We start from the raw sequence: 13,561 nt of genomic DNA, 5'->3' as shown, positions 1-13,561 counted from the left end.
GACGTCTTCTCGGGGGTAGCGCTGCGGGGCGCGGACGTGCCCAGGCGCCCGGGTGGAGGAGGCGTGATGACCAGCAGTGGGATGAGGTGGGTGCTCGGCGGGGCCGCCACGGTGACCGCGCTCGGGGTCGGCCGGATGGTGGCCCGGCGGCGGCGCCGGCACCAACCCGACCGGGAGGGGGGCTGGTACGTCGTCCACCGAGGGATCACCGTGAACCGGCCGAGGGACGCGGTGATCGGCTTCTGGACGGGTCAGGAACGGCTGGACCGCGGGCTGGCCGAGTGGGCGACCCTGGAGCGGCTCGACGACAACCGGTGGCGCTGCGTGGCCAGTGACCCGGCGGGCGGCGGCACCGAGTGGCGCGCCGAGCTCACCGTCGACGGCCCGGGCCGGCTGAGCTGGCGGGTGACGGAGGGTCCGGTCGCCGAGCGGGGCCGGGTCGAGTTGGTCCCGGCGCCGCAGGGCCGGGGCACCGAGATCCGCGCCGAGCTGCGCTGGCGGTCCGGCCGGGTACGCCAGCTGCTCGGCCTGGCCAGCCGGCACGATCCCGACCTGGCCCTGCGCAGCGCGCTACGCCGGATCAAGTCGCTGATCGAGACCGGCCAGGTGCTGGACACCCGGCACGACCCGTCGGGACGCAGCCCGAAGCAGGAGCAGGCGACGGACCGGATCCGGGAGCGGCTGACGGTGGGGGGCCGGCCGTGAAGGCGCTGTGCTGGGAGGGCGTCCGCAAGCTGGCCGTACGTGACGTGCCGGAACCGACGATCCGCGCGGCCGGCGACATCATCGTCAAGGTCCGGGCGAGCAGCGTCTGCGGCTCGGACCTGCACCTGATCAACGGCTACCTGCCGGCGATGCGGGAGGGCGACATCCTCGGCCACGAGTTCATGGGCGAAGTGGTGGAGACCGGCCCGGACGTACGCCGGATCAAGATCGGTGACCGGGTCGTGGTCGGCTCGGTGGTGGCCTGTGGCGCCTGCTGGTACTGCCGTACCGAGCAGTACTCGCTCTGTGACAACTCCAATCCGCAGCCGGTCTTCAGCGAGAAGCTGTGGGGCCACGCGCCGGCCGGCATCCTCGGCTACTCGCACGCGGCCGGCGGCTACTCGGGCAGCCATGCCGAGTACATCCGGGTGCCGTTCGGCGATGTCGGGGCGTTCACCGTCCCCGAGGGGTGCCGGACGACTCGGTGGTGTTCGCCTCCGACGCCATGCCGACCGGCTGGATGGGGGCCGACTTCTGCGGCCTGAAGGGCGGCGAGGTGGTCGCGGTCTGGGGCGCCGGCGGGGTGGGCCAGATGGCCGCCCGGTCCGCGCAGATCCTCGGCGCCGAGCGGGTGATCGTCATCGACCGGCTGCCGGATCGGCTCTCCGCCGCGGCGCGCCGGTGGGGCGTCGAGACGATCAACTACGCGGAGACCGACGTGCTGGAGGCGCTGCGCGAGCTGACCGCCGGGCGGGGGCCGGACGCCTGCATCGAGGCGGTTGGCATGGAGTCGCACGACGTGGGGCCGATCCACGCGTACGACAAGGGGAAGCAGGCGACCCGGGTGACCACCGACCGGCCGACCTCGGTCCGACAGGCGATCATGGCCTGCCGCAAGGGCGGCACGGTGAGCATCATCGGGGTGTACGTCGGCCTGGTCGACAAGTTCCCGCTCGGCGCGGCCATGAACAAGGCGCTGGTGCTGCGGATGGGGCAGATGCACGCTCAGCGCTACATCCCGATGCTGCTGGACCGGATCGCGGTCGGCGAGATCGATCCGGGCTACCTGGCCACCCATCCGATGTCCCTCGAGCAGGGGGCCCGGGGCTACGAGATCTTCGAGAAGAAGGAGGACGGCTGCCTGCGTACCGTCCTGCACCCGCAGGCGGCCTGAGCGTCTTTCGGGCTTCCACCACGACGGCAGCGCGGCGGTCGATTCGATCAGGTAGCGGCGGGGTACAGGAGGCGGCATGCCTGCTCAGATCGAAGAGACCCCGTTGCGTTGGGCGGCCCCACTGCCGAAGGAGGGCTGACCGATGGTGGACCGGATCGCCGACCCGTGGGGGCCGCGCACCCCGTACGGGCCGGGGGAGCGCTGGCCGGTGCGGGTGGACACGTTCCTCGCCGACGGGCACACCGAGGCGGACGTGCAGCGCTGGGTGCCGAGCGCCTCCATCCTGCACTCCAACGGCGACGCGATGGACATCGCGGTGGTCGACGACCGGATCGTCGGCGTCCGTGGCCGGGCCGGGGACCGGATCAACCACGGCCGGGTCGACCCGAAGGACGTGTACGGCTGGCAGGCCAACCACGACCCGGACCGGCTGCGCCGGCCGCTGGTCCGCGAGGGCGACCGCCTGGTGGAGACCGACTGGGACACCGCGATGGGCCGGATCGTGGCCCGCTCGAAGGAACTGCTGAACGGGCCCGGCGGCTGGGGACACTTCGGCTTCTACACGACCGGGCAGCTCTTCCTGGAGGAGTACTACACGCTCTCGGTGATCGGAAAGGCCGGGATCGGCACCCCGCACATGGACGGCAACACCCGGCTCTGCACCGCCACCGCCGCCTCGGCGCTCAAGGCGTCGTTCGGCACCGACGGGCAGCCCGGGTCGTACACCGACGTGGACCACTGCGACGCGATCGCGCTCTGGGGGCACAACGTCGCGGAAACCCAGACGGTGCTGTGGATGCGGATGCTGGACCGGCGGCGCGGGCCGAACCCGCCGGCGATGCTCGCGGTCGACCCCCGCGCCACCCCGGTGGCCCGGGAGGCCGACGTGCACCTCGCGCTGCGCAACGGCACCAACGTCGCCCTGCTCAACGGCCTGCTCCGCGAGCTGATCCAGCGCGGCTGGTACGACGAGGGGTACGTCCGGGCGCACACCCTCGGCTTCGACGAGCTGTGCCAGGTCGTCGAGGACTACCCGATCGCCAAGGTCGCCGAGATCTGTGACGTGCCGGCGCGCGACATCGAGCGGGCCGCCGAGCTGCTCGGGCACTCGGACCGGCTGCTCTCCACCGTGCTGCAGGGCCTCTACCAGTCCAACCAGGCCACCGCGGCGTCCTGCCAGGTGAACAACCTGCATCTCATCCGGGGCATGATCGGCCGACCCGGCGCCGGGATCTACCAGATGAACGGCCAACCGACCGCGCAGAACAACCGGGAGTGCGGCGCCGACGGCGACCTGCCCGGCCTGCGCAACTGGGAGAACCCCGAGCACGTCGCCGAGCTGGCCCGGCTCTGGAACGTCGAGGTCGACACCATCCCGCACTGGTCGCCGCCGACCCACGCCATGCAGATCTTCCGGTACGCCGAGCAGGGCTCGATCAAGCTGCTCTGGATCTCGGCGACCAACCCGGCCGTCTCCCTGCCCGACCTGGCCCGGATCCGCCGGATCCTGGCGAAGCCGGACCTGTTCGTGGTGGTGCAGGACCTCTTCCGCACCGAGACCGCCGACCTGGCCGACGTGGTGCTGCCGGCGGCCACCTGGGGCGAGAAGACCGGCACCTTCACCAGCGTCGACCGGACCGTGCACATCTCCGACAAGGCGGTCGACCCGCCCGGGGAGGCCCGCGCCGACCTGGACATCTTCCTCGACTACGCGCGCCGGATGGACTTCCGGGACGCCGACGGAAACCCGCTGATCAGGTGGACCGACCCCGAATCCGCCTTCCGGGCGTGGCAGGAGTGCTCGCGCGGCCGACCCTGCGACTACACCGGGATCACGTACGAGCGGCTGCGCGCCGGCGGCATCCAGTGGCCGTGCAACGACGAGCACCCGGACGGCACCGAACGGCTCTACCCCGCGCGGGCGGGCGTTCCTGCACGCGGCGCCGTACCAGCCGTCCCCCGAGGTGCCCAGCGACGCGTACCCGCTGCTGCTCACCACCGGCCGCACCGTCTACCACTTCCACACCCGTACCAAGACCGGGCGGGCCACCCAGCTGGTGCACGCGGCGCCCGAGGTCTGGGTGGAACTCAATCCGGACGACGCCGGGAAGCTCGGCGTGGGGGAGGGGGACCTGGTCCGGGTCGAGTCGCCGCGCGGCCTGGTCCGGGCCCGGGCCCGCATCTGTGGGGTACGCCCCGGCGTGGTGTTCGTCCCCTTCCACTACGGCTACTGGGACGCGGACGGCGACGGGCACACCCGGGCGGCGAACGAGCTGACGATCACCGCCTGGGACCCGGTCTCCAAGCAGCCGATCTTCAAGGCGGCGGCGGTCCGGGTGGTGAAGGAGGCGGACTCGGGTGGCCGTCCCGCGCCCGCGGCCACGGTCGGCGGTCCCGCCCCGGTGGACCGATCGGGTGTCCCGGCCACCGTCGGCGGACCGGCCGCCGAGGCACCCGCGAGGGAGGAGTGACCGTGCATCTCGCGCACTATCTCGGGCTGCTGCACAAGGCCCAGGCCCGGCTCGGCGACGCCTACCTGGAGGTCGGCGAGGCCCACCGCGACGAGCCGGACGTCTTCCACCTCTGCCAGCGACTGGCCGCCCAGTGCCGCCGGCACGCCGAGCAGCTGGCGCCGTTCGCCCGCCGGTACGCCGAGGACGCCCCGGCCGAGCCGGACCGGCTGCACTCCCAGCTCTTCTCCGGCACCCGGACCGGCGGGCTCGGGCTGCTGCGGGACCTGCAGGACCTCTACCTGATGGCGGCGGAGTGCGACATCAGCTGGACGGTGGTGGGGCAGGCCGCGTACGGGGCCCGGGACGAGGAGCTGCTGGGGGTGATGCAGGCCGGCGAGCAGGAGACCGCGACGCAGCTCAAGTGGCTGCGTACCCGGATGAAGCAGGCCGCCCCGCAGGCGCTGGTGGTCGCCGACTAGCTGTTCCGCCCGATGCGGTCGGAGGCGAGGCCGGCGGGTGGTTGGCCGCGCAGGTAGGCGAGGACGGCGAGGACTCGCCGGTTGTCCTCCTCGGCCGGTGGCAGGTCGAGCTTGGTGAAGATGCTGGTGATGTGCTTGCCGACCGCGGCCTCGCTGACCACCAGCGTCCGCGCGATCGCTGCGTTCGACCGGCCCTCCGCCATGAGCGCCAGCACCTCACGCTCCCGCTCGCTGAGCCGCTGCAACGGATCGCGGCGCCGACGGAGCAGCTGCTGGACCACCTTCGGGTCGACGATCGTGTCACCGGCGGCGACGCGGCGCACCGCCTCGGCGAACGTGGTGACATCGGTGATCCGGTCCTTGAGCAGGTAGCCGACCCCGGCGTCACCGCCGATGTCCAGCAGCTCCCCGGCATAGGTCAGTTCGATGTACTGGCTCAGCACGAGCACCGCGAGATCCGGGTACGCCGTGCGCAGGGCGATCGCCGCGCGCAGCCCTTCGTCGGTGAAGTCGGGTGGCATCCGTACGTCGGTCAGCACCAGGTCCGGCCGGTAGGCCGAGACGGCGGAGGTGAGCGCGGCGGCGTCCCCCACGGTCCTGACCACGTCGTACCCGAATCGGCTGAGCAGGCCGGCGATGCCCTCCCGGATCAGGACACCGTCCTCGGCGAGGACGACTCGGATCGGCTGGTCCGATGGCATGGCAGCTCCACGCGTAGCAGGGTCGGCCCGCCGAGCGGGCTGGTCAGCGTCAGTCTGCCGGCCACCACCGCGATCCGGTCGGCGAGGCCGGTCAGCCCGCTGCCCCGGGCCGCGTCGGCACCGCCACAGCCGTCGTCGGCCACCTCGACGACCAGCCGGTCCGCCTGCATCCGGCCGCTGACCTGGATCCGGGTCGCGCCGCTGTGCTTGGCGGCGTTCGCCAACGCCTCGCAGACCACGAAGTAGGCGGCCGTCTCGACGGCGGACGGTGCGCGCGCCGGCAGCGCGACGTCCACGTCCACCGGGATCGGCGAGCGGTCGGCCAGTTCAGCGACGGCGGCGGGCAGGCCCCGGTCGGCGAGGATCCGCGGATGGATGTCCCGGATCAGATCACGCAACTCCGCCAGGGCCAGGTTCGCCTGGTCGTGCGCCCGCTGCACGAGCGCCGGCACCTCGGCGGGCGTGGCCAGCCGGGCCAGTCCGAGGGTGATACCGAGGGCCACCAGCCGCTGCTGCGCGCCGTCGTGCAGGTCACGCTCGATGCGGCGTCGCTCGGCGTCGAACGCGTCGACGAGCCGCGCGCGCGACCGGGTCAGGTCCTGTACCCGCCGGACGAGTTCATTGTCGCGGGGTGCCAGCAGCGCCCGGGCGAGGACGCCGCGCGCCGCACCGTATCCGGTGACCAGGTACGCCGCGGGCACCAGCAGAACCACGCCGATCGGCACCGCCGCCCACGCGGCGGCGGGCGAGGTCAGCAGTACGGCCTTGAGCAGCTTCACCTCGCCGTCTCCGCCGAGGGCCTGCGCGGCGGGTGCGGTGAGCAGTGCACCGGGTACGCCGAGCGCGCAACCGACCACCAGCAGGTCGAGCGGCCAGAGCAGGGCGGCCAGCAGGACGGTGTAGCCCAGCTCGCGCCAGGTGGCCGGCTCGCGGTACCGCTGGCGCAGCCAGGCGCGCAGCCCGGGGCGTTCGGGCACCTGGTGCGGGTCGGCGATCGGCTCGGCGTTGACCAGCCAAAGCCGGCGGCGCTCCACCGCCCCCACGGGGAGCCCGACCAGCGTGGCGGCGACCAGCAGCGGCACGCCGACCAGCGCGACGGCCGACACCATACCCAACGCGATGAGTGTGACCAGGACCGCGAGCACCACGACGCCGACCGGCAGGCCGCTCAGCAGGTACGCCGCCGCCCGCCACGGCCAGGCCGACACCACCAGGTCACGGCGGTACATCGCCTTTCCGGCGCTCCGAACAGACATGCGGGTGACGGTACGGTCGGTCGACGCCGGCCCGGAAGTCGGCCAGCCCGAGGGTGCGGGTAGCAGAAGCTCTACCCCGAGAGTCGACCGTGACCTACTGCCCCGGCCTCGGCGAACCGGTGTGCTTGCCGACATGGATGAAACAGTGCGGCTGCGGTGCGTGCGTCGGACGTACGGCACCGGGGCCGGCGCGGTCACCGCGCTCGACGACGTGACGATCGGCTTCGCCGCCGGGACCTTCACCGCGATCATGGGTCCGTCCGGCTCCGGCAAGTCGACGCTGCTGCAGTGCGCGGCCGGCCTCGACCGGCCGGACAGCGGCAGCGTCGTGGTAGCCGGTGTGGAGCTGACCGGGCTCAGCGAGAAGCGGCTGACCCTGCTACGGCGGGAGTCGATCGGGTTCGTGTTCCAAACGTTCAACCTCCTGCCGATGCTCACCGCGGCGCAGAACGTGGCACTGCCGGCGCGGTTGGCCGGACGGCGACCCGACCGCGCCGCGATCGCCCGGGCGCTCGCCGACGTGGGGTTGGCGGGGCGGGAACGCCACCGGCCCGGAGAGCTGTCCGGGGGTCAGCAGCAGCGGGTCGCCATCGCCCGCGCGCTGGTCACCCGCCCCGCAGTGGTGTTCGCCGACGAGCCGACCGGCGCCCTGGACAGCGGCGCCGGCCGGGACGTACTGGCCAAGCTGCGCGAGCTCGTCGACACCCAGCGGCAGACGATCATCATGGTGACCCACGACCCGGTCGCCGCCGGGCACGCCGACCGGGTCGTGTTCCTCGCCGACGGCCGGCTCGTCGGTGAGCTGACCGCACCGACCGCCGAGACCGTCGCCGCCCGGATGACCCGGCTGGAGGTCGCCGCGTGCTGAGCCTCGCCGTACGCACCCTCGTCACCCGGTGGGTCACCCTCGTCAGCACCTTCATCGCGCTCGCCGTCGGGGTCGGCCTGGTGGGCGCGACCGGCCAGGTCATCGGGGGTACGCTCACCGCGCCGCCACGGCCCGCCCAGCGGTACGCCGCCGCGCCGGCGGTGGTCAGCCCGGTCGACGAGTTGCGGGTCACCACCGTGAACGGCCCCGCCGCCAGGCCCCTGGCCGAGCCGCGCGGGTTGCCGGCGGAGCTGGTCGCCCGCCTCGGCGCGCTCGGGCCGGTCGTCGTCGACCGCACGTTCTACGCCCAACTCCCCGACGGTGGTGCCGACCAGGTCGGGCATCCGTGGTCGGCGGCCGCCGTCACGCCGTACCGGATGCTGGCCGGACGCCCACCGGCGGCGGCCGGGGAGATCGTGGTCGCCGAGCGGGCCGCCGCGGTCGGCGACCGGGTGACCGTGCTGAGCGGCGCGGGCGCCCGCGCGTACACGGTGGTCGGAGTCACCGCCGCGGTGCCCTTCGAACGCGCCGTCTTCTTCACCGACGCCGAAGCCGCGCGGATCTCGCCCCGGATCGACGCGCTGGTGGTGTCCGCACCCGCGCCGCGCGTCCGACAGGCCATCGGTGCCGACGCGGTGCTGCACACCGGGTCAGGGCTGCGCCGACTCGATCCCGACCTGCGCCGCGACGCCGAGGCGCTGACCGCGGCGAACGCGCTCGCCGGTACGGCCGGCGGCGTCGCGGTCTTCGTTTCGATCTTCGTCGTCGCCGGCACGTTCGCGTACGCGTTGGCCCAGCGCCGGCGGGAGCTCGCCCTGCTCCGGATGGCCGGTGCCACCCCCGGACAGGTACGCCGACTGATCTTCGCCGAGGCGACGGTCGTCGCGCTCCTGGCGTCCGCCGCAGGCTGGCAGCTGGCCCGGCTCGGCGGCCCTCGGCTGGCCGGCTGGCTGGTCGAGCTCGGCCTCGCACCGCCCTGGTTCACCGCGTCCCAGTCCCCGACCCCGCTGGTCATCGCGTTCACACTGGGGATGACCGCCGCGTTGGTCGGAGTCTGCTCCTCCGCCTGGCGGGCCGGACGGATCCGGCCGGTGGAGGCGATCCGCCAGGCCGCGGTCGAATCGGCGGCGATGAGCGTGGGGCGCTGGATCGGCGGACTCGGCGTGCTCGTCGGGGCCCTGGCCATGCTGCTCTGGCCGCTGCTCGACACGCCGGCCGATGCGCTGAAACGCAAGCAGTACATCCCCATGATCATGCTGCTGGTGGTGGCCTTCGCGCTGCTCGCCCCGGTGCTCGTACCGCGCGTGGCGCGGCTGTTGGCCGGCCCGCTGGCGAACCGTGGCGGCGTCACCGGGACAGTGGTGGGCCAGACCGTGCTGACCGCAGCCCGGCGCACGGCCGCGACAGCCGCACCCGTACTGCTCACCGTCGGCCTGGCCGCCGGACTGCTCTCGGCCACCGCGACCGTGGACCAGGCCCGAGCCGTCGAGCGGCGGGCGCAGCTCGCCGGCGACTACCTGGTCCTGCCCGCCGGTACGCCAGGCCTCAACCGAGAGGTGGTCGACCGGGTACGCCAGATCCCCGGCCTGCGAACCCGGGTGGTCTACCCGACCTCCGTGTACGACGTGGAGGACGGCGAGGCGCTCATCCGGCACGGTGCCCACGCGACGACCGGGGACGCCCCGCTCGACCTGCTGGCCCTCCCGGTGCTCGACGGATCCCTCGACGATCTGCGCGACGACACCATCGTCGTCGACCAGGAATGGGGCCGCCGGGTCGGCGAACCGGTACGGATCTGGCTCGGCGACGGCACTCCCGTGTCGCTACGGGTCGCGGCGGTGATCCGCGACGGTGCGGGCGGCAACGGCGCCTACCTGACCGGCCGCTACGCCGGCGCCGCGCTCGCCGAGCGCATACAGGTGCAGCTGCCGACGGACGTCGACCGGGCGGCGACGGAGCGGGCCCTGCGAGCGGCGATCGCCGGGCTGGGAGCGACCCTGACCACACCGGACCAATGGTCGAACGCGACCGCCGCGCACCGCAACCGGGCCAGCGCGATCGGGCTGCGGGTGGTGCTCGGAATCGCGCTGCTCTACGCGATTCTGGCCATCACCGGCACCATGCTCATGGCGGCCCGGGACCGCGCCCGCGACCTGACCCTGCTGCGGCTGGCGGGCGCGACGGCGCGCCAGATCCTCAGGATCGTCGCCACCGAGGCCCTCCTCGTGGTGGCGTTGGGCGTGACGCTCGCCGGCGGCGTCACCGGACTCACCCTCGGCGGCCTGTGGGTGGCACTACTGCAACTGGTCGGCCCGGCAGCGGTCGTGCTGCCCGGGCAGCCGGTCGCCGGGATGGTGGCGGCCGCGGCACTCGTCGCGCTGCTCAGCTCGGTGCTGCCGGCCGCGCTTGGACTGACCGCTCTCGGTCGACGGCGACCCGGGCCACGGCGGCCGGCTCCCGCGCGCGGCCGGAGGTTCACTCCGCCCGGCGGACGCCGTCGATGACGAACCCGGAGGGCAACTGGGTGGGCATCCGGGCCAGGTCGAGCGCCAGGTCCTGCGGCGGGACCCGGTAGCTCATCGCGCAGGTCAGGTTGCTGACCGCCTGCTTCATCAGCTCGATGGTGAGCCACTCGCCGGGGCAGCGGTGGCCGGTGAAATGGTCACCACCGCCCTGCGGGATGAGGCTGAACGAGTCGCCCCGCCAGCCGATGAACCGCTCCGGCCGGAACTGTTCCGGCTCCGGCCACAGCTGCGGGTGGTGGTTGGTGGCGTACAGGTCGAGCAGCACCCGGCGACCCTGGGGGAACCAGTGTCCCTGCCACTCGAAGGAGCGCCGCACCCGCGCGGCCACCAGGGGGAAGAAGGGGTTAACAACTGCTCTCGATTGGGTGGTCTCTGGCGTCCTTGAGCGTGCTATGGTGATCGGGTGAATTTGAAGGAGTGGGCGGCGTCTCAGGGCATCGCGTATGTCACCGCGCGGCGGCAGTACGCGGCTGGGACGCTGCCTGTTCCTACGTACCGGCTGGGTCGACTCATCATGGTGGGTGAGCCGCTGCCTGCTGCCTCGGCTGGCGTCGAGCGGGTGGTGGTGTACGCCCGGGTCTCGTCCGCCGACCAGCGCGCTGACCTTGACCGGCAGGTCGCTCGGGTCGTCACGTGGGCGACCGGGCGGGACCTGCCGGTGTCGCAGGTGGTGACTGAGGTCGGGTCCGCGCTGGACGGGGGCCGCGAGAAGTTCCTCGCGCTGCTGCGTGACCCGGCGGTTACGACGATCGTGGTGGAACACCGTGACAGGTTCGCCCGTTTCGGTGCCGAGTACGTGGAGGCGGCGCTGGCCGCGCAGGGGCGCAAGTTGTTGGTGGTCGACCCGGCGGAGGTTGACGACGACCTGGTCCGGGACGTCACGGAGATCTTGACCTTGTTGTGCGTGCGTCTGTACGGCGGTCGGGCTGGGGCGGATCGGGTGCGCCGGGCGGTCGAGGCCGCCACCACAGAGGACCCGCCGTTGTGAAGGCGTTACAGGCGTACCGGTTTGCTTTGGATCTGACGCCGTTGCAGGAGCGGGCGGTGCTGGCGCATGCGGGCGCGGCCAGGGTGGCGTACAACTGGGGCCTGGCCAGGGTGAAGGCGGTCATGGATCAGCGTGCCGCGGAACGTTCCTACGGCACGCCCGAGGAACTGCTGACTGCGGCCGTCGGGTGGAATCTCGCCGCGTTGCGCAAGGCGTGGAACCAGGCGAAGGCGGATGTGGCGCCGTGGTGGGCTGAGTGTTCCAAGGAGGCGTTCAACACCGGCTTGGACAACCTGGCGCGCGGCTTGAAGAACTGGTCCGACTCCCGGGCCGGGAAACGCGCCGGGCCGCGGGTGGGGTTTCCGCGGTTCAAGTCCCGCCGCCGGTCGACACCGTCCGTGCGGTTCACCACGGGTGCGATCCGGGTGGAGCCGGACCGCCGGCATGTTGTGCTGCCCCGGTTGGGCCGGCTCAAGCTGCACGAGTCCGCCCGTAAACTCGCCCGCCGCTTGGAGGCGGGCACGGCCCGGATCCTGTCCGCGACGGTGCGCCGTGACGGCGGCAGGTGGCATGTCGCGTTCTGCGTCGAGGTCGAGCGGGCCGAGCGCACCCCGACGCGCCCGCGGGCGGTGGTCGGCGTCGATGTGGGGATCACCCACCTGGCGGTGCTGTCCACCGGCGAGATGGTGCCCAACCCCCGGCACCTGGACGAGGCGGCCCAGCGGATGCGGCGTCTGGCCCGGCAGATGTCCCGGCGCGTCGGGCCGGACCGGCGTACCGGTCAGCAGCCATCCAGGCGGTGGGAACGGGCGCGGCGGCAGGTGGCCCGGGCGCATGCGCGGGTGGCGAACCTGCGCCGTGACGGCCTGCACAAGCTCACCACCCGCCTCGCTCGCGAGTACGGCACGATCGTGGTCGAAGACCTCAACGTGGCCGGCATGCTGCGCAACCGGCGGCTAGCCCGGCAGGTCGCCGACGCCGGCTTCGGTGAGATCCGCCGACAGGTGGCGTACAAGGCTGAATGGAACGGCGGCCGGCGGATCGTGGCCAACCGCTGGTATCCCTCCAGCAAAACCTGTTCGGACTGCGGCGCGGTGAAAGCCAAACTGCCGCTGCGTGTCCGAACCTACATCTGCGACTCTTGCGGCTTGACCCTCGACCGCGATGTGAACGCCGCCCGTAACCTCGCCGCGCTCGCGCGTGAGGCAACCACCGCCGGGAGTGGCCCGGTGGCAGGACGTGGAGCCGACCATAAGACCCGCCCCGGCGGGCCGGTGGCCGTGAAACGTCAACCCGGCACCGCTCAAGCGGATAAGACCGGGACCGTCCCACCGCAAGGCGGGACATGCCGATCAGTCGCTAGAGCGCACTGACAGGTAACGGTAGTAGCGGCGTACCTCCTGTGCCCTGTGCACGAAGTTCTCGGTGGCCGCGTCGTCGCCGCGGACCCCGTTCGCGCCACTGCGGATGGTCGTGCAGGGCCAGCGCGGCGAACATCACGAAGCGCCCGACCGCGACGGCGGGGCGGAGGATGTTGAGCAACTCCACCGCGGCGATCCGGCGGGGCAGCGGGCGCCCCTGCTCGTCCTGGTGCTGGGCGACCACCCGCAGGGCGCTGCCCTCCGGCGCGGGCAGGGCCCCCGTGCGGGCCCGCTCGATCAGGTCGCCGGTCCACAGCTCGGCGCGGCGCCGGGCGAGCAGCCCCCGCCAGTGCGGGGGCCCCACCGCGACTGGGGCGTCGATCATGGCGTGCAGGTCGGCGGTGCGGCGCGCCTCGTCGGAGCCGGTCAGCGGCACCCCCGACCAGGCACAGACCGCCCGGGTCAGGAGCCGGTCGACCTCGTCGAAGAGCATCACCGGGCCGGCTCCCGACCAGCCCGGGATCCGGGCCCGCCACTCGTCGTCGAAGAGCTGCCCGAGGTGGCGGATCGCGGCGGCCGTCATGATCGACATGAGCATCGCCTTGCGCGCCCGGTGCGCCGCACCGTCGAGCCCCTGGACGGCGCCGACCCCGGTGAGAGTGAGCTGCCCCCGCAGCGGCATGGCCCCCCGGCGGACGAACCGGTCGTTGTCGTAGAAGAGCTCCGCGGCCGGGCGGCCCCGCAGGCAGACGGTCGGCTCGAGCAGCAGCCGGGTCCCGAAGATGTCCGTGCCGTACCGGTCGCAGCGGTCCCCGACGAACCGGTAGCCCTCGCGGAGGAAGGCCAGGGTGCTGTCCGGGCTGCGGTCGGTGGGGATGGTCATCTGCTGCTCCTGCGGCGCTCGGCGACGGTGCCTTCTACCCGGGGTCGGGGCGGTGAATCCGCCCGTTCGGGCGTTCTGCCGAAGCACCTGCGGCCGGCCGGGGGAGGGGCCAGCGAGGAGCAGCCGGGCTGGCCCCTCCCAGGGAGCGGAAAAGCTGGTTCGCTCAGT

Annotated in this window: 10 protein-coding genes and 2 pseudogenes; 8 read left to right on the top strand and 4 right to left on the bottom strand. The window is 73.0% G+C overall.

Annotated elements, in window-relative coordinates; translation table 11 throughout:
* Positions 1-66 precede the first annotated feature (66 nt).
* The 4 genes and pseudogenes from FXF52_RS14240 to FXF52_RS43035 all read left to right on the top strand — a co-directional run bounded on the left by FXF52_RS14240 (position 67) and on the right by FXF52_RS43035 (position 4,350).
* Entirely contained in the window at positions 67-705 is a 639-nt protein-coding gene (locus tag FXF52_RS14240; RefSeq protein WP_148797356.1) for a cyclase, read from the top strand.
* Positions 702-1,879 (top strand): annotated as a pseudogene (locus FXF52_RS14235) (zinc-dependent alcohol dehydrogenase). Before FXF52_RS14240 ends, FXF52_RS14235 begins: the two are co-directional and overlap by 4 nt.
* Before the next feature lie 142 nt (positions 1,880-2,021).
* Positions 2,022-3,524, top strand: a pseudogene (locus FXF52_RS43040) (molybdopterin-dependent oxidoreductase); the annotation flags it as partial.
* 319 nt (positions 3,525-3,843) lie between these two features.
* A complete protein-coding gene (locus tag FXF52_RS43035) occupies positions 3,844-4,350 on the top strand; it encodes a molybdopterin dinucleotide binding domain-containing protein (protein ID WP_255471949.1) in 507 nt (168 codons plus the stop codon).
* Positions 4,351-4,807: 457 nt separating this feature from the next.
* Here FXF52_RS43035 and FXF52_RS14220 read toward each other — a convergent pair whose 3' ends face one another.
* Entirely contained in the window at positions 4,808-5,512 is a 705-nt protein-coding gene (locus FXF52_RS14220) for a response regulator transcription factor (protein ID WP_148797355.1), read from the bottom strand.
* Complete coding sequence (locus tag FXF52_RS14215) at positions 5,461-6,768, bottom strand: sensor histidine kinase (RefSeq protein ID WP_222870514.1); 1,308 nt, start codon at positions 6,766-6,768, stop codon at positions 5,461-5,463. The genes FXF52_RS14220 and FXF52_RS14215 overlap by 52 nt, the downstream gene beginning before the upstream one ends.
* A gap of 133 nt (positions 6,769-6,901) precedes the next feature.
* Between FXF52_RS14215 and FXF52_RS14210 the strand changes: the two genes are divergently transcribed.
* Both FXF52_RS14210 and FXF52_RS14205 read left to right on the top strand, forming a co-directional pair.
* Positions 6,902-7,636, top strand: a complete 735-nt coding sequence (locus tag FXF52_RS14210; protein ID WP_148797354.1) for an ABC transporter ATP-binding protein — start codon at positions 6,902-6,904, stop codon at positions 7,634-7,636.
* Positions 7,630-10,140, top strand: a complete 2,511-nt coding sequence (locus FXF52_RS14205; RefSeq protein ID WP_148797353.1) for an ABC transporter permease — start codon at positions 7,630-7,632, stop codon at positions 10,138-10,140. The genes FXF52_RS14210 and FXF52_RS14205 overlap by 7 nt, the downstream gene beginning before the upstream one ends.
* Here the strand turns inward: FXF52_RS14205 and FXF52_RS14200 are convergent.
* On the bottom strand, positions 10,112-10,489 hold the full coding sequence (locus tag FXF52_RS14200; protein ID WP_255471941.1) for a cytochrome P450: 378 nt from the start codon (positions 10,487-10,489) through the stop codon (positions 10,112-10,114). The two genes, FXF52_RS14205 and FXF52_RS14200, sit on opposite strands and share 29 nt — an antisense overlap.
* Before the next feature lie 75 nt (positions 10,490-10,564).
* Here FXF52_RS14200 and FXF52_RS14195 point away from each other — a divergent pair, with 75 nt between their 5' ends.
* On the top strand, positions 10,565-11,149 hold the full coding sequence (locus tag FXF52_RS14195) for an IS607 family transposase (RefSeq protein WP_148797389.1): 585 nt from the start codon (positions 10,565-10,567) through the stop codon (positions 11,147-11,149).
* Entirely contained in the window at positions 11,146-12,522 is a 1,377-nt protein-coding gene (tnpB, locus tag FXF52_RS14190) for an IS607 family element RNA-guided endonuclease TnpB (RefSeq protein WP_148797352.1), read from the top strand. Before FXF52_RS14195 ends, tnpB begins: the two co-directional genes overlap by 4 nt.
* Here the strand turns inward: tnpB and FXF52_RS14185 are convergent.
* Complete coding sequence (locus FXF52_RS14185) at positions 12,509-13,393, bottom strand: hypothetical protein (protein WP_255471940.1); 885 nt, start codon at positions 13,391-13,393, stop codon at positions 12,509-12,511. The two genes, tnpB and FXF52_RS14185, sit on opposite strands and share 14 nt — an antisense overlap.
* Between the last annotated feature and the right edge of the window lie 168 nt (positions 13,394-13,561).

Source organism: Micromonospora sp. MP36 (assembly GCF_008119785.1).
Taxonomy (GTDB): domain Bacteria; phylum Actinomycetota; class Actinomycetes; order Mycobacteriales; family Micromonosporaceae; genus Micromonospora.
This window is presented reverse-complemented; position numbering and strand designations above follow the sequence as displayed.